General features: G+C 57.7%; 15 protein-coding genes. 3 read left to right on the top strand and 12 right to left on the bottom strand.

What is annotated here, in order from left to right; genetic code table 11:
* Positions 1 to 55: 55 nt before the first annotated feature.
* Positions 56 to 1,411, top strand: coding sequence for a sodium-dependent transporter (locus ABIE48_RS07780; RefSeq protein ID WP_145022328.1), 1,356 nt, complete (start codon positions 56 to 58; stop codon positions 1,409 to 1,411).
* A 69-nt stretch (positions 1,412 to 1,480) separates the two neighbouring features.
* On the opposite strand, the gene ABIE48_RS07775 is transcribed toward ABIE48_RS07780, so the two are convergent.
* From ABIE48_RS07775 to ABIE48_RS07745, 7 genes are all read right to left on the bottom strand, one after another.
* Positions 1,481 to 4,330, bottom strand: coding sequence for a beta-galactosidase (locus ABIE48_RS07775; RefSeq protein ID WP_192714856.1), 2,850 nt, complete (start codon positions 4,328 to 4,330; stop codon positions 1,481 to 1,483).
* Positions 4,331 to 4,460: 130 nt separating this feature from the next.
* Positions 4,461 to 5,930 (bottom strand): glycoside hydrolase family 30 protein, encoded by a 1,470-nt coding sequence (locus tag ABIE48_RS07770; RefSeq protein WP_192714857.1) that lies wholly within the window; start codon positions 5,928 to 5,930, stop codon positions 4,461 to 4,463.
* A gap of 42 nt (positions 5,931 to 5,972) precedes the next feature.
* Positions 5,973 to 6,818 carry a carbohydrate ABC transporter permease gene (locus ABIE48_RS07765; RefSeq protein WP_192714858.1) on the bottom strand — a complete coding sequence of 282 codons (846 nt, stop codon included), beginning with the start codon at positions 6,816 to 6,818 and terminating at the stop codon, positions 5,973 to 5,975.
* Positions 6,811 to 7,698, bottom strand: a complete 888-nt coding sequence (locus ABIE48_RS07760; protein ID WP_192714859.1) for a carbohydrate ABC transporter permease — start codon at positions 7,696 to 7,698, stop codon at positions 6,811 to 6,813. Before ABIE48_RS07760 ends, ABIE48_RS07765 begins: the two co-directional genes overlap by 8 nt.
* Positions 7,699 to 7,774: 76 nt before the next feature.
* A complete protein-coding gene (locus ABIE48_RS07755; RefSeq protein ID WP_354518645.1) occupies positions 7,775 to 9,061 on the bottom strand; it encodes an ABC transporter substrate-binding protein in 1,287 nt (428 codons plus the stop codon).
* Between the two features lie 201 nt (positions 9,062 to 9,262).
* Positions 9,263 to 10,291 carry a LacI family DNA-binding transcriptional regulator gene (locus ABIE48_RS07750; protein WP_145156612.1) on the bottom strand — a complete coding sequence of 343 codons (1,029 nt, stop codon included), beginning with the start codon at positions 10,289 to 10,291 and terminating at the stop codon, positions 9,263 to 9,265.
* 320 nt (positions 10,292 to 10,611) lie between these two features.
* A complete protein-coding gene (locus ABIE48_RS07745) occupies positions 10,612 to 12,090 on the bottom strand; it encodes an alpha-N-arabinofuranosidase (protein ID WP_192714860.1) in 1,479 nt (492 codons plus the stop codon).
* A gap of 118 nt (positions 12,091 to 12,208) precedes the next feature.
* Between ABIE48_RS07745 and ABIE48_RS07740 the strand changes: the two genes are divergently transcribed.
* The gene (locus tag ABIE48_RS07740; RefSeq protein ID WP_192714861.1) at positions 12,209 to 12,988 is read left to right on the top strand and encodes a helix-turn-helix domain-containing protein; all 780 of its coding nucleotides are present in this window, start codon (positions 12,209 to 12,211) and stop codon (positions 12,986 to 12,988) included.
* Positions 12,989 to 13,069: 81 nt separating this feature from the next.
* Positions 13,070 to 14,104: an FUSC family protein gene (locus tag ABIE48_RS07735; RefSeq protein WP_192714862.1), complete on the top strand. Its 1,035-nt coding sequence runs from the start codon at positions 13,070 to 13,072 to the stop codon at positions 14,102 to 14,104.
* Here ABIE48_RS07735 and ABIE48_RS07730 read toward each other — a convergent pair.
* Genes ABIE48_RS07730 through ABIE48_RS07710 form a run of 5 tightly spaced genes read right to left on the bottom strand, consistent with a single transcriptional unit; the run spans position 14,053 to position 19,356 of the window.
* Entirely contained in the window at positions 14,053 to 14,700 is a 648-nt protein-coding gene (locus ABIE48_RS07730; protein ID WP_192714863.1) for a nucleotidyltransferase family protein, read from the bottom strand. The genes ABIE48_RS07735 and ABIE48_RS07730 overlap by 52 nt on opposite strands.
* Positions 14,687 to 15,733, bottom strand: coding sequence for an XdhC family protein (locus ABIE48_RS07725; protein WP_192714864.1), 1,047 nt, complete (start codon positions 15,731 to 15,733; stop codon positions 14,687 to 14,689). Before ABIE48_RS07725 ends, ABIE48_RS07730 begins: the two co-directional genes overlap by 14 nt.
* Before the next feature lie 14 nt (positions 15,734 to 15,747).
* On the bottom strand, positions 15,748 to 16,212 hold the full coding sequence (locus ABIE48_RS07720) for a (2Fe-2S)-binding protein (RefSeq protein ID WP_145023190.1): 465 nt from the start codon (positions 16,210 to 16,212) through the stop codon (positions 15,748 to 15,750).
* 50 nt (positions 16,213 to 16,262) lie between these two features.
* The gene (locus ABIE48_RS07715) at positions 16,263 to 17,096 is read right to left on the bottom strand and encodes an FAD binding domain-containing protein (RefSeq protein WP_192714865.1); all 834 of its coding nucleotides are present in this window, start codon (positions 17,094 to 17,096) and stop codon (positions 16,263 to 16,265) included.
* The gene (locus ABIE48_RS07710) at positions 17,083 to 19,356 is read right to left on the bottom strand and encodes a xanthine dehydrogenase family protein molybdopterin-binding subunit (protein WP_354518641.1); all 2,274 of its coding nucleotides are present in this window, start codon (positions 19,354 to 19,356) and stop codon (positions 17,083 to 17,085) included. Before ABIE48_RS07710 ends, ABIE48_RS07715 begins: the two co-directional genes overlap by 14 nt.
* Positions 19,357 to 19,514: the final 158 nt, after the last annotated feature.

Raw genomic sequence — 19,514 nt, 5'->3', positions numbered from 1 at the left:
GGGGATAATAAATTATTATAGAATGAACTTTCAAAAATAAACTGGGGGAACTTCTATGACTACACCACCTAAAAACCCAGCGGCATCAGGAAAAAAAGACCAGTTTTCATCCGCAGGCTTCATCCTCGCCGCCATCGGGAGCTCCGTGGGTCTGGGGAATATGTGGAAATTTCCGTACATCACCGGACAAAACGGCGGCGCAGCCTTCTTTCTGCTCTTTATCGTGTGCTTGATCGTCATTGGTTTACCTGTTTTGCTCGCTGAGCTTGCCATCGGACGCGCAGGCAGAGGCAGTGCAGCCACTTCGTTTGTGAAAGCGGGCGGCAGCAAAGTGTTCGGCCGTCTCGGCCTGCTGCAGGTTATCGCGCCTTTTCTGATTCTGACCTTCTACGTCATCGTCGCGGGTTGGACGCTGCATTACGCCGTGCAGTCTTTCAGTGGACACCTGTACAGCAATCCGGATTTCAAAGGACAGTTCAATTCGTTTATCGGCGGCTACATGCCGATCGTATGGCAAGCTGTCGCCATCCTGATTACCGGCTTTGTTGTGGTCAAAGGGATTTCCGGCGGCATCGAAAAGTTCAACAAAGTGCTGATCCCGGGATTGATCATCTTGCTCATCGTCCTGATGATTCGTGCCGTATCCCTGCCTGGCGCGGGTGAAGGCGTATCGTTCTTCTTGAATCCAGACTTCTCCAAGCTGACCCCGGAATCGGCGCTAGTCGCTTTGGGACATGCCTTTTTCTCCCTTTCGTTGGGGATGGGCATCCTGCTTACGTATGGTGCTTATGTGGACAAGCGCCAGTCTCTGGGGTCTGCCACGATCGCCATCGGCGTCGGTGACCTGATCTATGCGTTCGTTGCCGGGCTGATCATTTTCCCGACTACCGCTTCGTTCGGTATCGAGCCCGACTCCGGGCCAAGTCTGGTGTTCATCGCCCTGCCGGCCGCCTTCTCGGCCATGCCGTTTGGTGCGTTCTTCGGTGGGCTGTTCTTCGTCCTGCTGGCGATCGCCGCCTTGACGTCGGCGGTATCGCTGCTGGAAGTGCCGGTAACGTACCTGATGGACCGCTGGAAGTGGGGACGTACGAAATCGGTGGTCATCATCAGCGTGCTCGTGCTGCTGCTCGGCCTTCCGTCCGCGCTGTCCTTCGGCATCGTGCCGGGTCTGTCGGAAATGGGCAGCAAAAACTTCTTTGACTGGCTCGACTTCATTACGTCCAACATTTTGCTGCCGGTCGGCGGGCTGATCACCACCATTTTCGCCGGGTACTTCTGGAAAGGTGCTGCCGAAGCGGCCGGCCTCAAATCGGGATGGTTCCGGGTATGGCTGTTCATGCTCCGCTATGTGGCGCCGATTCTGGTGCTGCTCGTACTGCTCGACACGACGGGCATTCTGAAGCTGAAATAACGACGAAACTACAAAAAAGCAATCTCCGGGGCTGTTCACGACAGCGGCTGTGGAGATTGCCTTTTTTTATTATTCCAACACGAACCATGGCTGCCGGGACGGCCCGTCATACATCAGCCTGACCTGCCCGGGGTGCCTGCCTTCCTCATCGAACAGAAGCAGCTCGTTTTCTTCCCGCAGCCACTCCGCCGGAACTTTGTAATCCTCCTGGGGACCGATCTGCCAGAAGCGTCCCAGATCATGCCCGTTTAGTACGACAAGCCCCTTGCTCATACCCGTTAACCTCAGCTTCAAGCGAATGTTGTATCCGCTTGGCCACAACGGCCGGCGGAATCGCCACTGGTACCAACCCGGGCCTCCTGCCGTACCCGGATCCGCGGCAGCATCGACCGCCTTCCAGGCACCCGGTCCAAGCAAGCCGGCTCCGGCCATGGACCAGTTCTCCAAGCGGTCCGCACTCCGGAACATGATCATTTCCAAACGGTTTAGCGGAGAAGACACATAAGGCATCTCGATCACATTGACTCCCCCCGGTATTAAATAGCAGGAGATGTCGACGGTGCAAAACGCGAACCAGTCATGGTAACCTTCCAGCTCAACCATAGTACCGTTGATGCGCAGCCCTTGGCTGACCGCGCCGACGATGATGGCCCGGTCCATGCCGCCGGGCTCGAATTCCTTTCTGAGCAGCGGGGAACCGGACGGATGGCTCACTTCGTCCAGATGGACGGCTGCCCCGTCTTCGCCGCGCCAATCCCGGCGAAGGTCCAATACGCGGCCGCCCCGGTATACTGGGCCGGTAAGCCCTTTGGTCTCGCCAAGATAAGGCGAGAAATTCAGCCTTCCCATGTGCTGCACCAGAATCTGCAGCCGGTTGGTCCCTTGAACCGTCTTCAACGGGACGGCCGCAGCCCCGACCTGGCGGACCAGCGCCTGCTCCGCCCCGTTGTTGTACACCCGTGCCGTGTCCTGAAGGTCCGGCAGGATCAGGCAGTCTTCTACCGCCTGTTCGCTGTCAAATTCGCAGGCATACAGCAGGTACCCGTAATCCTGCCCAAACCGTCCAAAATCCTGCGGATCTCCGGTAAGGACAGCGCCCCCCTCCCCCACCACCGCCTGTAGCTCAATCGGCGATCTCCTCCATACAGCGGCGGGGAGCTGGGGCAGCCCGTGCCCGGACGGCTCCTGCATCTGAAGCTCACCGGCTGTTACGCAGCGCTCGCCTCCGGCCCAATGCCCCAGCAGCAGCACGCTTCGGTCCGGATCGGCTGCGGTGCCTTGAACCCGGCCGTCCTTGCCAACATCGATATCGTCAAGGCCGACGGCATAACGAACACCTTCGCCGGAACGCCCCTCGATCCGCCACGTCTGGTTGAGCGCATCGCCGGTCAGCACGACAAAGCGGATGCTTTGTTCCCCCGCCGAGATGCGGATGATGCCAGGCTCTTCGAAATGGCACAAATCGAGCCGGAGCCTCCTACCGTCAGCTGTGCTTTCGCTCAGGGCGTTAGCACCGTTATCCGTGATGGCGACGGGTTCGGGCGCCTCAATCACGACACAGGAGCGCTGACCCCGGTCCGCCGCAACGAACAAGGTCAGTTCCTTCCCTACGATTTCGTTTCCTATGAGGAGGGAACCCGACGTGAGATGAATCCCCTCGCCAATCGGGATCCGGTCCAGCACTGGGGCGATTTCTCCGGGATCGACTGCAACCGGGACGGTGACGCCTCCACCCAGCGTCATATGTACCGTTCCCCGCTCTTCCTGGTGGCTTTCCACAAACCACATGTTTCCCTTGCCTGAGCCCCGTCCCCGGACCGAATAACCGCCCGGATGCCGCGGAAACGGAACCTTCTGCTCCGTCAATGCTTCGGCCTGCAGCAAAAAAGCGCGGAAAGCGTTCATAAAGTAAGACAGCTTTTTGACCGAGGCATACTTCTCCGTGATTCTGCCGTACTCATTCAGCGGGGCGTCATAGTCGTACGAAGTGACCATATAAATATCGCTGGCGCCTACCGTTCTTCCGCCATATCCGCCAAAGTTGGTTCCGCCGAAAAACATGTAATGGCTGATTCCCGTAAATCCGGCGCGGATAATTTCCATCATCCGCTTTTCGAGCAGCGGAGCGGTTTTCTGCGTGGCCGACGGCCCGCCCCAATGCTCGAACCAGCCTGTCCAGAACTCCGTCACCAGCTTCGGTGTATCGGGCTGCTTGGCCCGCAATTCCGCATAATGCCGATCCGCTCCCGACCAGAAATTGGCTCCCTCGATTGTGCCTTCCGCACCGCCCACGCAGGTGATCAGCGGCACGTCTATGCCCCGTTTGAGCAGGCCATTGCGCAAATACTGCATGTATCCCCCGGCCTGCTCATCGTCCGCCAAGTAGCCGTATTCGTTCTCCACCTGCACCAGGATGACCGGTCCGCCGCGGCTGATCTGACGGTCCCGGATGACCGGTACGATGCGGTCGAAGTACAGGTCGGTGTAGGGCAAATAAACATCGTTAACCTGCCGGAACCGCATCCCCTCCTTCGTGCCGAGCCACCACGGGTATCCGCCGAAGTCCCATTCGGCGCAAATAAAAGGACCCGGCCGTGCAATGACCCACAGTCCCAGCTCGGCGCACAGGTCCAAGAACGCCCCGCAGTCGCGGTCACCGGCGAAATCCCATGCCCCTTCCTGCGGCTCGTGCACATTCCAGGCGAAATACGTATCGATGCAGTTCATGCCGGCGAGCTTTGCCTTCATTAGCACCTCCCGCCATTCGCTGCGGGGCATGCGGAAATAATGCACGGACGCGCTGTTTAGAAATATCCTCTCCCCGTTCAGCATAAAGCTGCGGCGGTCATACGCCAGCTCCGGCGCAGCTGCTTCGCGGCGCGGATCGGTTAACCATGCGGTCGATTGTTCTGCCACCATAAACCCCTTCTTTCTTCTAGCTTCTCTTCTATAGATGCTGTCGCTGTTCTGACGCTAGCCGGGTTTCTTTTCGCATGACGAAGGTCCCCCGGCATCCTCCGCGGCAATTCGTTCGGGCCGGAAATATCCGTTACGGGTTCAGCTTGGGTGAAACGCCGTCGATCACGACGGTGGTGACGGAATTATCCGCTGCGGTGATTTCCAGACCGGTGGGTGATGTCTTCAGGTCGTCAAGCCGCTCCAAATTGCGGTCCGCCGAGGTTTGGTACACTTCCGCCACCGCTGATGCCGGATAGGAGTAACCGCTCAAGTCAAACGCTACTTTCTTCTCCGAAAGTTCGTTGCGGACGACAAGCACCAGCCTGCCGCGCTCCTCGTCGTAAGCAGCCAGCGTCCGGCCGTCGTCCGTCGGGATGATCGATGCCCCCGGCCGGATAAACTTGCTGAATTGGGCCATGCCGTAATACTGCTTGGTCATCGCATACTGCTCTTCGCCAGTGAAGCCCGCATGGATAAATCCCCAGTTGTTGCCCGCCCCTTCGTCCTCGACCGCCTGCCAATACACCCAGGCCGCAGGCTTCATCACTTTCAAGTCGAACATGATGCGCTCCGCCAGCTCCTGCACCGAAGACATATCCTCATGGCTGTGCGGCTCGCTGCCCCCGGTCCCGTATTCGGACATCCATAGCGGTTTGCCCAGCTTGCCGGCAAGCTCCCGGAGCTCCTCCATCCGGCTCCCGTTATAGGAGTGGGTGTTGATCTGCGAGATGGCGTCCAGCGTCTCCGGATCATAGGCCAGCAGATTCTCTACCGTTTCGTCGATGCTGTTGTCGTCGGCGGCGCTGACGCCAGTCCCGGTCAACCCTTTGCTTGCCAGGGACGCCGCGACTTTGCGGATGAGCAGCGCCTGCTTATCGGTTGAGAAATGGGCACCCTCTTGAATATTCCCTTTTTTCCACCAGTTCGAGGATGGCTCGTTCAGCGGGTCGAGCGTCCGGAACGTAATGCCCCACTCGTCGCGGTACCTTTTCACCACTTCGGTCAAATAGTCCGCAAAGGCGTCGTACTGATCATCCTTCAGATTGTTGCCCCCGTCGACGGCTCCGGTAACCGATCCGCTGACCGTCATCCAGTAAGGCGGCGAATTGGAGAACGCCTCGGCGATGGTCACCCCGCGCTTCAGCGCTCCCTGCAGCACCGACCGCTGGTTGGCGTCGGCCTCCCAGTCCCACCGCCCCTTTTCCGGCTGAAAACCGGGCACGTCACCCCCTGGGCGGAGCTCCTTCAGTTCCGGATTCTCACCTCCGCCGATGTTATAACGAACGATTGTGAGGCCAAGCCCCCGATCCGGATCGAAGAGCAGGTCCATCACCTCGTTTTCCTTCTGTTTGTCCTTCCAGCCGCCGAGCACGTTGGCCCACCAGGCCAGCGACGTTCCCCAGCCTTCAAAACCTTCGTATGCTTCCTCCGGCATCAGATGCACCGGCTCGCTTTCAAACGCTGCCGGCTGCGTGCCGCCGATTTCCTTTGCCGACTTCATCAGCATGCCTCCTCCCGCGATGACCGCCAGCACCAGGCCGGCGGCTGCCAATCCTATCATTCGTTTTCTTTTCCTGCCGGGCTGTGGCACACGCCTTCCCCCTTACTTGATGCCGCTGCTGCCGCCGCTGATGTTAGCCTCGTACACGAACCGCTGGCCGAACAAGTACACCAGCACCATCGGAATCGTCAGAAACAGCGAGGCGACCATGACCAGGTTCCACGGCGGCATCTGCCCGCCGCCAACCGTCGTCAGCAGCTGCACGCCCAGCGCGAGCGGCATTTTTTCCGGATCGTTGATATAAATGAGCGGGCCCATAAAATTCCCCCAGTTCCAGGAGAACGAGAAAATGGCGATGGCAGCGAGGATCGGATAGGTCAGCGGCATAATGATTTTCCAGTAGATGCCTGGATGGCCCATACCGTCGATCATCGCCGCTTCGTCGAGCGATTTGGGGATGCCCATCACGAACTGCCGGATCAGGAACACATTAAACGCCCCGGCGAAAAAGCTCGGTACGATCAGCGGATAGAACGTGTTGACCCAGCCCAGGTTGCGGAAAATGATAAACTGCGGAACCATGGTCACTTCTCCCGGAATCATCATCGTGCTCAGCAGCACCACGAACAGGATTTTGCTGCCCTTCGCCTTGATCCGCGCAAAGCCGTAGGATACGACCGAGGCGGACAGCACCGAGCCGATGATCGTGATCACTGTAATGATGAGAGAGTTTTTCAGATACAGGCCCAGATTGTTATTGGAAAAGATCGTCACGAAGTTCGACCATTCGAACTCGGCCGGAACGAATGTAAAAGCCGATTTGACCGTCGTCTCGTCGCTGGCCAGCGCAATCGAGATCATGTACAGAAACGGAGAGGCTAGCAGCACGCCCACAATGATCAGAAAAACGTAGGCTATCGCTTTTTCAACATGGGATATCTTACTCATTGGCTTTCCCCTCCTCGTAATGCACCCATAGCGCCGATGAGCGGAAGACGAGCAGCGTCAGCGCCATGATCATGATGAACAGTACCCAGGCGATGGACGAAGCGTAGCCCATTTTGTAGAACTGAAAGGCGTTCTGGAACAAGTACGGAACCACCATCTGGCTTGAGTTGTCCGGTCCCCCGGCGGTCGTGATAAATACCTGGGCAAAGGTCTGCAGCGCCCCGATGATCCCGGTCACCAGGTTGAAAAAAATCACCGGCGTCAGCATGGGGAACGTAATGTGGAAAAAGGTTTGCGTGCTGCGCGCCCCGTCGATCGCGGCCGCCTCGTACAGCTCCTGGGGCACTCCTTTCATGCCGGCCAGCAGCAGCACCACGCCGCCGCCCACGCCCCACAGCGACATCACGATCAGCGCGGGCTTGACCCAATGCGGGTCCAGCAGCCAGGCCGGTCCGTGGATGCCGAAGATCGCCAGCCCCTTGTTGATCAACCCTTCGGTCGGCGCAAGCAGATGGATGAAGAGCAGCGAGCTCGCCACCACCGGCACAACGGACGGGAGATAGAACAAGATGCGGAAAAACGTAATGCCTTTCAGCTTTTTGTTGAGGTAATAAGCAATCCACAGCGAGATGGCCATCCCGACCGGAATCGAGATCAGCGCATAGAAAAAGGTGTTCCCTACCGATTTCCAAAACAGCGGATCGTCGGTCAGCAGCGTTTTGTAGTTGCCAAAACCGATAAAATGCGGCGACTGGAACAGGTCCCAATCCGTGAAGCTCATATAAATGGAAAATAAAATCGGGCCCAGGGTAAGTCCGATGAACCCGATCAGCCATGGCGAAATGAACAGGTAAAACCATTTTCCTTCCCGTTTTCCCACGTCAAGCCCCTCCTGTGATGAAGGGAGAAGGCGGCCCCGGCGGATGCCGGAACTTGCCTGCCCCCCAGCTGTCATCCTACTTGTAAATTTTCTCAAGACCGCTTTGAATCGAGGTCACCGTGTCATCCAGCGAAGCTTTGTCGTTGAAGTACACGCCCAGCTTGTCGTTAATGACCTTCATCATTTCGTTCCACTGCGGATTGAGAGGCTCCGCGTAAATCTTGGATTCGCTGAAGGCCGCCATGTTGATCTTCTTGCCGCCGTATTCGGCGTTCAGGAACTTGTCGCTGGACAGTCCCGCCTTCGTAGCCGGAGCATCCTGGCCTTTTTCGATCATCGGCATTTGCGCATCGAGCGTGGTCAGCGCCTCGATCACTTTGAAAGCTTCTTCCTTATGCTTGGATGCGTTCGTAATCGTAAAGCCGTTGAAGAAGGCGTTGGTTTCGCCCCAGATCGGCGCGATATCCCAGTTGATGCCCTGCACCTTGGCCAGCGAGCCGATGTTCCAGAAGCCGGTCGTTTCCATGGCGATTTTGCCTTGGGCGAACAGCGGATCCGCACCGATGTTGCCCATGTCGGCGATCTCGGTCGGCGTCGGGCCGGCGCCGTACTTGAAGGTCAGGTCATTCAGGAACTGCAGTGCCTTGCGTACCGGTTCGGTGTCAAAGGTCGGCTTGTTATCGGCATCCAAGAGCGAGCCTCCATTCTGGTAAATCAGCTGCATCCACTGCGGCCACCAGGAGCCCGGGTAGTAGCCCCACTGCACGGTCTTGCCGTTTTCCTTGATGGTCAGCTTCTGGGCGGCGTTCAGGAGGTCTTCCTGTTTCCAATCCTTCGTTGGATAGGAGACGCCGGCTTTATCAAACATGTCTTTGTTGTAAAAGAGAACCATGGCCCCTGCCCGGTCCGGCATCCCGTACTGCTTGCCGTCGTATTTCATCAGGTTCGCAATATCGTCTGTGTACCGTTCGGACATATTGACGTTGTTTTTCTGAATCAGCTCATCCAGCGGAATGATTTGATTCTTGGAGGCATAGGCCTGGTAGTTCTCCGCGATCATCATAATGTCCGGTGCGGTTCCGCCCGCAATCATCGTCTGCACCTTCTGGTCGTAATCCCCGGCGACGAGGTTCAGCTTGACGTTAATGTCGGGATAGGTTTTCTTCACGATATCGAGGCGTTCCTGATAAATCTTCTTCTCATCCTCGGAGCCCCAGATCGTCATGGACAGATCGACCTTCTTGCCGCTTGTCCCAGTCCCGGCCTCCGCCGAAGTCCCGCTGTCCTTGCTTCCACATGCGGTCAAACCGATCAGCATCGACAACACCAGTAAAGAAATGATTCCAAAGCTTCTTCTTTTCACCCGTTACTCCCCCTCAAATAAAAGTTCAAAGACAACAGACGAAACAAATGACCGATATGAAACCCATTTCATGAAATGGGTTTCATAAAGCCGAAATAGAAAACCCGATCCATTTAATGAAAGGGGTTTCATTCCTCGATCATTATATTCCAGCATTTCCCCGGATGTCAACGCTTTCTTTTTGAGGGCCATGCGCGAGCATTATCGGCGGGCAGGCCCGGTGCTTTGTCTAACGATCAGCTCCGGCTGAAGCGCCGTCTGCTTTTTTGTCTTGCCTCCGCCAATGAGGTCATGAAGCACATCGACCGCCAGCTTGCCCAGCTGATACGTGTTTTGGGAGACGGTTGTCAGCTCCGGGATGACTGCGCTTGCGAGCGGCGTGTCGTCATATCCGACGATGGATATGTCGCCCGGGATGGACAGCCCGTGCTCAATCGTCGCCTTGATTGCTCCGATGGCTGTATAGTCGTTGACGCAAATAACCGCCGTCGGCGGGTTTTGCTGCTCCAGCAGCCCGGCCATTTGCTCTTTTCCCGAATCGATGGAAAAGTCGCCCAGCAGCAGCCGTTCTTTCGGGATTTCCAGCCCGTGCTCCTTCAGCTTTTTCTGGATAGCCTTTACTTTGACCATGGTGGTGGCCATTTCCCTCAGCCCGCCCACAAAGGCGATTTCCCGGTGCCCGAGGTCAAGCAGATGCTGGGTGGCCAGGACAGCTCCAGCCGCTTCGTCGGTGTATATACGGTGCAGGCCGCTCTTGGCAATGTTCCCGTTCACGAGCACGATCGGCAGATGCTTGCCGGCTTCGATCAGCTCCTGCGCCATCTCTTCAGGACAGTGCTGCAAATTGATCCTGCCGCCGAGAAAAATAATGCCGTCGACCCGCTTTTCCCGGAGAATCGTCAAATACTCGGATTCCCTGCTGTGATCCCCGCCGGTATTGCACAGGAAGAACGTATACCCCTTGTCCCGCGCCTCGTTCTCCGCTCCCCAGAACACTTCCGGAAAAAACGGGTTCGTGATGTCCGGCAGAATGATCGCAATCGTTCCGGTCTCTTTCTTGATCAGGCTGCGGGCAAGCGCGTTCGGCTGAAACTGATGCTTCTCGATGATCGCCATCACCTTTTCCCGTGTGCTGGCACGCACCGGCGCGGTATCGTTAAGCACCCGGGATACGGTGGATACCGATACGTTGGCTTCTTTGGCGATATCGTAAATGGTGATAGGTGTCATATGCGAACCTTCCTCTTTCTGAAATAGTCAATCCTAGATAGAATGAACTAAAGAAATGAATGATATTGCCCGTAATGGTTCGTTATAAAAGGGAAGCTCAATGCTTTACTTTAGTTCAATCTATGTAATCATAACAGATCCATGACACCGATGAAACGGATTTCATCAACATCCCTGATCCCAGCCGCCAGGGCTCTCTGCAATGCAAAAAAGGCCGAATCTCCGAACATATCAGAAATATCGGCCTTGATTTTAATCTTGAATGTCGTTGTTGGTCCGTCTTGAACCCTTTATTCTCGTCAAGCCCAAAGCAGACTTACTTAGACCAGTTCAAGCACAGTCACCGACTTGGAAGGCAGCTCGACGACCAGGTGCGTCCCATCCGTCTTGAACGCATCGAACGGCTTCGGCGCGATCCGGTCGGGCTGTTCAAACGTGTTATGCGCATCCAGCTCCTCCGAGGTCAGCGTCGTTCCGGTCACCGTCAGCGATGCCGCCGAAATGCCGCGCAGGTCGATCGTTACGGACGAAGCGCTCTCGTCGTTCAAATTGCACAAGCTGATATGGATTTTTCCTTCGGCGTCCCGCGAGGCGGTTCCCGTCACTTCCGGAATGGCCCGGCCGAAGGCACTGTATGTACCGCTCTCCAGATTCAGATCCAGCAACTCCGCGTCCTGATGCACTTTATACATATCGAACACATGGTACGTCGGGGTCAGGGCGATTTTTTCGCCTTCGGTCAAAATGACCGCCTGCAGCACGTTGATCGTCTGGGCGATGTTGGCCATCCGCACCCGGTTGCAGTGCTTGTGGAAAATGTTCAGGGTCAATCCAGCCACGAGCGCGTCCCGCAGCGAGTTTTGCTGATACAGGAATCCCGGATTGGTTCCCGGTTCCACGTCATACCAGGTTCCCCATTCGTCGACGATCAGTCCGATCCGTTGGTCAGGGTCATATTTGTCCATAATCGTGCTGTGCTTGGTAATGAGCTCATCCATAAACAGCGCCTTTTCCAGCGTGGTGAACCATTCTTCGCGGCTGAATCCGGTAGCCGGCCCCTTGTTCCCCCATGTTCCCGGGACGGTATAATAGTGCAGCGTAATGGAATCCATATACCGTGCAGCCTCACGCATCAGCACGTCCATCCAGTTGTAATCGTCCGAGTTCGGGCCGCAGGCGATGCGGTGAATCCGGTTGTCCCCGTAGTTGCGGACATACGTCTGGTACTGGCGGTACAGATCCGCGTAGTATTCCGGCCGCATGTTGCCGCCGCAGCCCCAGTTTTCATTACCTACGCCAAAATAGGTGACCGACCAAGGCTGTTCGCGCCCGTTCTCTTCGCGCAGCTCTGCCATCGGCGATACGCCTCCGAAGGTCAGGTACTCCACCCATTCCGACATTTCCTGCACGGTACCGCTTCCAACATTGCCGTTAATATAAGGCTCACAGCCGATTTGGGCACATAATTCCATGAATTCATGCGTACCGAAGTGATTGTTCTCCACCACGCCGCCCCAGTGGGTATTAATCATCCGTTTGCGGTTTTCCCGCGGTCCGATGCCGTCCTTCCAATGGTACTCGTCCGCAAAACAGCCGCCCGGCCAGCGCAGCACCGGTACCCGGATTTGCTTCAGCGCCTCCACCACGTCATTGCGGATGCCGTTCGTGTTCGGAATCGGCGAATCTTCCCCGACCCAAATACCTTCGTATATACACCGCCCCAGATGCTCCGAGAAGTGTCCGTAAATGTTTTTGTTAATTTTGCCTTTAATCGTATCCGCGTTCAATACGCTGCTCATGCAATTGCCTCCTCTTTCCCGGTTTTCTCCCACACAGTATAGTGGCTTGTGCGATATGCCACAATGATTTATACTGGCCAAAAACTGACCTATCGTGCTTTTTATGGAGGAGGCATTTATGATTCAATTAGTCAGCTGCGGGCACAACTTCGTTCACTCGGACGGGATCCGGATCGACCGCAGCAGCGGGGCCGGGAATTACGCTTTTGTCCTATTTCGGAGCAAGGCGGAAGTGGTGATTGACGGCACGGCTTATTCCGTGGATAACAATGCCTACATTTTGATGCAGCCCAGCACCCCATACATGTACCGGGACCTTGAGAAACCCTTCGTCAACGACTGGTTCCACTGTGAAGGAACGGAGCTTGGCGCATATCTGCAGCAGCTTGAGCTTCCGCTTGACCGTCCGGCCGAGGCGGCTTACCCGACGTCCGTGTCCCGGAGCATCATGGAGCTTCAGACCGTGAACTGGCTGGGCGGGCCCCACCGCTTGGAAATTATCGACCTGGACCTGCGCAGCCTCCTGATGAAGCTCGCCAATTGGCGGCACCTGCCCCCTGCCCAGGGAAACGCCGGCCGGTATCTGCACCAGCTGTCGGAAATCCGCAGCGAGCTGTACCGTTCACCGCAGGCTTCCTACTCCCTGGACGAACTCGCGGCCAGCGTCAACCTGAGCAAATCTTATTTTCAGCATCTGTACAAGGATTTGTTCGGATGCTCGGTCTCGTCCGACATGATCAACAGCAGGCTGGAGTATGCGAAGTATTTGCTGGATAACAGCTCCCTCTCCATCGGCAGCATCGCTAAGATGTGCGGATATGAGAACGAAACCCACTTCATGCGGCAGTTTAAAAAATTCGTATCGGCCACTCCGAGCGGCTATCGAAAAAGAAAGTAGCGCACCTGCCCTGCGAGTTTACTCCCCTGATTCCATGGGAACAATAGCAGCAACAATAAGTAAAATGGGGCTGCACAACGAATGAGTGACAATCTATGGAATACGATCAAAAACAGCGGTGTCGTCTGGAAAATGCCGCTGGCTGCGGCGCTGTCATGGGAGGCTGCGAAGTGGGCGGGCTCTTCACATCCTTATCTCGCCCCGCTGACCGCGGTCCTGACCGTCCAGGCCACCGTCAGCCAATCCATCCGGTTCGCCTGGCTGCGCGTTCTGGGAACGGTTGCCGGCGTCCTGCTTACGCTCTGCGTGACCCCCTGGCTTCCCCTGAACGGATGGAGCCTGGGGCTGTGCCTGCTGGTCGCCTCGTTTGCCATCCAGCGCCTGAAGCTGGATCACACGATGGTGACGCAGGTGGCCCTCAGTATCCTGCTCGTTCTGTACTTTGAACACAAAATGCCCAGCTATTCGCTGGACCGGATCCGCGATACGATCGTCGGTGCGATACTAGCGGTACTCGTGCAGGCGCTGCTGTTCCCGCCGGATTCCATCCCATCCGCCAAGCAAAAAATGACCCGCTTCGCGGACCATTTGGCAAGTCATTTTATCAAGGCCGGGCAATGGGTGGAGCAGGGATGTCCTCCAAGTGAAGCGCAAACGCTGAAATGGACTTGGCACGCGCTGTTTCAGGAGCTGCACCAAGCGACCACCGAGCTGGACAAGGCGGCCCAGAGCTTGCGGTATCACCCTTTTGCCGCCAAGAAGCGCGATCTGCTGAACCGTCTAACCCGGCAGATGGAGCAGCTGCACTCGGGCTACACCAACCTGTCCGATATGATCCGGGTGCTGGGGCAGTGGTCGCAGACCGGCCATTTTACCCGGGTACACCAGCAGCAATGGGCCGCTCACCTGCAAGAACTCGCTCAAGTGATCAAGCGTTGGCATGCAGGCCCAGGCATCTCCACTGACGGCAGCGCCGGCGCGGTCAGCTTGAGCCTTCAGGCTCCGGCACATTTGGAGCAGGAGCAGTACCCTCTCGCCCTGTATATGAATGCCGGGCAGCTGCTTCAGGATTTTGGCGGGGAATCCGCGTTCTCCTTGTCCCGCAGCAGTCCGTAGTCCTCCGGCGTGTCCACGTCGACGAACAGATCCGGCGATCCGAAAGGGACAGAGATCCCCGGCCTTCCGTGACGGATCAGCTGCCGGGCTCCCCGGTCCCCTTGCAGCCGGAGCAGCTCCGGAAACATCCGCCGGTGGCAAATGACCGGCGGTCTCGCCAGACCGCCGAACTCCGCAGCGGCAAAATGAATCTCTTCCCGTTCCGATGCCTGATCGTAGCGGCAGAGCAGTTCGTTGATCATTTCAGCTGTGACGCAGGGCTGGTCTGCGAGCAAGATCATAACCGACTCGGCCCCCGCGGTCATCGCCGCCTCCACCCCGCACCGGATCGAATGCGCCTGTCCTGAATGCGCATCCGGACAGCGGACAAGCGTCCATTTCGCTCGATAGCGGTCGCTGCCAAGGTCTGCGTCCATCCAATCCGCCTTAGCGCCGGCGGTCACGATCCATACATGCGCCAAACCGGCCTGCAGGGCGGCAAGCAGAGCATGATTGCCAAGCGCAATCCCCCCAAGCGGCAGACCAAGCTTATTCGTTCCCATCCGGCTGCTTTGTCCCGCCGCCAAATAAATGCCGTGGATGCTATGTCGCTTCATAAGATAAGCGCCTCTTTCGGGAAGTTCGGTACACCTGGATTAATTCGGCCACGATGCTGAAGGCGATCTCCTCCGGACCTTCTGCTCCGATCGGCAAACCTACGGGGGCGTGCCAATGGTCCGGCAATGAGCCGCTTTCGAGAAGCCGCTGCGTTCTGCGTATCGAGCCCAGGAGACCGACATAAGCAAGGTTATGGCCAGAGAGGATCCGGATGAGCTCCCGGTCCCTCTGGAAGTGATGCGTCATGATGACCACGTAATCGTTTGGCGTCCACCGCATCCGCCCGGCCGTTTCCTCCGGGAAGCCGTCAAGCAGCGTGTGGGCATCCGGAAAAAAGCTTCGGTCGCACAGGGCTGCCCTCCAATCGGCGACGGTGACCGTGAATCCGGCGGCGGCCGCAAAGGAGGCCAAAGGCCTGGCATCCGGCCCAGCACCGAACAGGGTCAGCCGGGGTTTGGGGAAATACGTGTGGACGAATACTTCCTCCGCCTCTCCCTGCACGATCTGCATCCCGCTCCGCCACCCCATCCGGGCAACTGCCCAATCCAACAGAGCCTCCGGAAACGCCCCCGGCCATTCGCCGAACCGGTGCCTGGAGCTGGTGACAAAACTGTATCCCACAGCCAGGGGGTCCGCGCTATTTTTTAAAATCAGCATGACTTCGGTCTGATCGTCCAAATAATCCTTCAGCATCAGCAGATGCCTTCGCAGCGAGTCGCCGACGGCCACAGCCGTAACCTGAATCACGCCTCCGCAGCCCTGTCCTTCCCCCCAGGACAGCGGATCGGAAGCATCCAGGTCGAAGGTATAGGTGCATGGAACCCCGGCTGCCAACAGCTCCGGCACGCGGGCTGCGATATCCGCTTCTAGGCAGCCGGCGCTCATTACGCCGATCTGCGTTCCGTCCTCGAACAGCAGCATGGATGCGCCCTCTTTACGGTAGGCGCTGCCCTCCACCCGGGTAATGGTCGCCAGCACGCTGCGCTGTCCGCACTGCTGAAGTGCTTCCAAAATCCGATGAATGTCTTCCAAGCGTGTTCCTCCTTTTAGCTGCTGCCGGTTGCCGGGCCGCCTTCCTTGTTCGCTGCCAGCGCCGCCATGATCGCCCCGTGAATTTCTTCATACGAGGTGCAGCGGCATATGTTCGATTCCAGCCACAGCCGGATGGTCTCCGGATCCGCGTCCGGATGGGCGCTCAGCAGCCCGTGACCGTTCATGATAAATCCCGACGTGCAGTAGCCGCATTGGAACGCCTGCTTCAGGACAAATTGTTCCTGGACCGGCGAATGCTTCAGCCCTTCGATCGTGGTGATGCGCTGTCCGTCCGCCTCTACGGCGAGCATCAGGCAGGACTTCATCGGCAGACCGTTCAGGATGACGGTACAGGCGCCGCAGTCCCCATTCTCGCAGCCGGGCTTGCACCCGGTTAAGCCAAGGTGGTCCCGGAGGGTATGCAGCAGCGTCTCCGCCGCACGGACCCAGAGCCACCTGCGCTCCCCGTTGACCTCCATCTCCAGCGGGTAGATCGCATTCGAGTTCGAGCTTGCGCTTTCCAGGAGGTTCACCTTCCTTCCAAAGCCTCAATGGCGTCTTTGACAGTTTGCTCGAATAAAAAGAGCCGGTAATCGGCCGTGCCTTCCGTATTGGTCAGCGGTGGTGCCGGGAGCTGTCCTGCTGCCAGGCGGGCCCGCTCTTTCGCCGATAGCCCGGGGGTATTCAGCACCTGCTCGATGGAGGCCGAACGGAACGGGAACCCGCAGACCCCGCTGAATGCCGCGCGGATGCGGCTTCCCTTTTTCACGGCAACCAAGGTCACCAACGGGTAACCGACATTACCGATCTGCCGCTTCTTCACATGAACGGACGGCAGAGATACGAATTCACGGTCCGTCACGGTCTGCAGCAGAAACTCTCCGGGTTCCAGACGGATCTGCCCGCGGAAGACTTCGTGGATCGCTGCCTCCCTGACTCCGCCTTTCCCTGCAATGACCAGGCGGCTGTCGGCCACAAGCAGCGGAAGAACCGCTTCCCTGTAATAGATTCGCCCGCACAGGTTGCCGGCGAGCGTAATCTTGTTGCGGGACGTCTGGTCGGCGACGCCTTGGACCGCCCTGCCGAGCAGAGGGAAGAGGTTCGCGCCGGTGACGGCGGACAACGTGACGCAGCCCCCGATGATCAGGTCATTTTCGCGGAACCCTATGACTTTGCATTCGGGGATCGATTTTAAATCGACGACCGCACCCGGGCGATCCTCGTTCAGCCTGGCCATCGTAATGATTTCCGTTCCTCCGGACCAATACATCGGGTGCTTCCCCTGGGCTTGCAGCGCCTGAAAGGCATCAACCGCCTCTTTCACCGAAGCCGGCCGGTAATATTCAAAGTCAAATGGTATCATGGGCCGTCCTCCAGATCCGCTCCGGGGTAAGCGGAAGCCGATTTAGCGCAAAGCCCGTTGCCGTCGACAAAGCGTTGGCCAGCGCCGCAGGCATGCCGATCACGCCATGCTCGCCGATGCCCCGCAGGCCGAATGGCGCCTCCGCATTCGGCGTTTCGACGAAATCGACGAAATATGCCGGCTGCTCTCCGTAACGCAACATGTGATAAGTCCGGAACTGCGGATTCAGCACCTGGGCCTCTTCATTGAACGCAAAGGCCTCCCTGCTGGCAAGGCCCAGCCCCATGCTCATGCCTCCGGTTATTTGGCCGCGGGCGAAAACCGGATTGATAACCCTGCCGGCATCAATAACGGTTGCCGCCTGCAGGATCCGATAGCTAAAATCCCTCGTATCCAGCTCCACCTCCACCATTTGTGCGCCGACCGTCCACTCCGGGCCCGGTTTTCCTTTGCCGGTCATCGGGTCCAGCTCCTTAATATCCCGCATCGCATAACTGCCGCGGCCAATGACCTGGCTTCCAATCGTTCCCCCCTCCGGAAGTTTGTATCCAAGGGCAATCTTGGTGATCTCTATGCCGATCCCCGGATCCCGCTTGCTGTAAACCCTTCCGCCTCCGATTTCCAGCTCGGCCGGCGGGAGCTGAAGTACCCGGGCAGCCGTGTTCTTCAGCTGTACGATGGCATCGTGCGCCGCCGCCCGAATCGCGTTGCCGACCAGAAAAGTGCTGCGGCTTGCGACGGTTTTCCACAGCTGCGGCTCGGTCTCCGTATTGACGTCAGTGCTGATCGATACCTTGTGCACATCCATTCGGAGCAGCTCGGCTACCATTTGGGTGAGGGACGTCCGCGTGCCCTGCCCGATCTCCACAGCGCCGCAGAGCAGATTCACGCTGCCATCGGCATTAAAAATGATGACCGCCCCCGCACCGGCATCGGCGGGGGTATTAGAATTTTTCCACATACAGCATACGCCCCTGGCTTTGACAAAGTGGCCTTTTGCTTCAATTAAGGGCTGCTCATCCCATCGGATCATATCTTTCAGCTTCGCGATACACATCGGGAGATTACCTACCGTACTCCGGTCCAGCAGCGTTTGCGTCGGCGTCGTGTCGCCGGGCCCAATGGCATTCAAAAAGCGGAACTCCAGCGGATCCATGCTGAGGCGTGCGGCCATGACATCCATTGCCCGCTCTATGGCAAACGTCAGCTCGGGATGTCCAAACCCGCGAAATGAAGTGGAATAGGGGTGATTCGTATACATGCAGAGCGAATCGCACTGCAGATTGTCGATTCGGTACGGACCCGAGCAGTCGCTGGCTCCGGCCTTGCTCATGATCGGTCCCCGGTCCGAGTAGGCCCCCCCGTCATACCAGTGCGTAATTTCCGCGGCGGCGATTTTTCCATCGGCGGTACAGCCCAGCTTGACTCTCGATTCCAGTCCGATATGCACCGGGGAAGAGACCATGTCGCGCTCCCTTGAATTGACCAGCTTGACCGCTTTTCCCCCTACGGCCCTGGAAGCCAGAAAAGCGAGAAACTCCAGCTGAACGGCCGCTTTCCCGCCAAACCCACCGCCAACGAGCGGGGTGTGAACGATGATTTGCTGCAGCGGGATGTGAAAGTATCTGTTGATTTGGCTGCGGATGATGTAGGGGGACTGCGAGGCGGAATGGATGACGGCTTTGCCGTCCGGCAGCAGCTCCGCCGTACTGCAGCGCGGTTCCATCGCGGCATGGTCCGATTGCGGCATGCTCACCCGGACCTCGATCGTGTGGACGCTGCGGCTCCATCCTTCCTCCATGTTTCCTTTGCGGATCCGGTTGCGGCTTGCAACGTTGGTGCCGGGCTCCGGATACACCTCCTCATAATGCTTATACTCGGCCAGACGTTCATGAATGAGCGGCGCGCCCGGCTTATAGGCCTCCAGCGGGGACTGAACAAGCGGCAGCGTCTCGTATTCCACGCAGACCTGCAGCGCCGCCATTTCCGCAATATATTCCGCATCCGCCACCACCACGGCAACCGGCTCGCCGAAATACCTCACCTTGTCTATGGCCACCGGCGGCCGGTCTTCCAGCGGAGAACCGGTGAGCACCGGGAAATCCTCTCCTGTGATGACCGCACGGACACCCGGAATACTCCGGGCCGCGGAGGTATCGATCGACAGCATCCGGGCATGGGCACGCGGGCTGACAGCCAAGGCGGCGTGCAGCAGACCGGGTTTCGAGGTATCTCCCGTGTAACGGGCCGCCCCGGTCACTTTCTGCCCGGATTCCTTTCTCAGAACTTCTTTTCCGATGGACGAGGCGATTTCGGCTCCCTCCTTTCATCCCCATAGTTGTGATAGATGCACATCCTCTACTGCCTATTTATATGGGAAATGCATTGTCCCTAGTATTCGGTTTATAAGCATACACT

This window comes from Paenibacillus sp. OAE614, assembly GCF_040546645.1.
In the GTDB taxonomy this organism is placed as follows: Bacteria; Bacillota; Bacilli; order Paenibacillales; family Paenibacillaceae; genus Paenibacillus_AQ; species Paenibacillus_AQ favisporus.
This window is presented reverse-complemented; position numbering and strand designations above follow the sequence as displayed.